Source organism: Paenibacillus amylolyticus, assembly GCF_003719335.1.
GTDB classification, from domain to species: domain Bacteria; phylum Bacillota; class Bacilli; order Paenibacillales; family Paenibacillaceae; genus Paenibacillus; species Paenibacillus amylolyticus_D.
On the sequence record NZ_RIAS01000061.1, the window covers coordinates 1 to 275 of the forward strand.

At 54.9% G+C, this 275-nt stretch carries 2 tRNA genes; both read right to left on the minus strand.

The window, feature by feature from the left end:
* Position 1: 1 nt before the first annotated feature.
* A tRNA-Phe gene (locus EC604_RS29635) sits at positions 2-74 on the minus strand.
* A gap of 122 nt (positions 75-196) precedes the next feature.
* Positions 197-274: transfer RNA gene (locus EC604_RS29640), tRNA-Asp, on the minus strand.
* Position 275 lies beyond the last annotated feature (1 nt).

The window sequence follows — 275 nt, forward strand, 5'->3', positions numbered from 1 at the left end:
GTGGCTCGGGACGGAATCGAACCGCCGACACGAGGATTTTCAGTCCTCTGCTCTACCGACTGAGCTACCGAGCCATATATGAATGGCGGAACCGACGGGATACTCTCACTTCGTTCGAGACTGCGAAGCAGATGCTCTCGAAGTAAATGCTCCGACGAACCCACAAACGGATTCTCATCCCTGAAGATTGTAAAGATGGCGGAACCGACGGGATTCGAACCCGCGATCTCCTGCGTGACAGGCAGGCATGTTAGGCCAACTACACCACGGTTCCA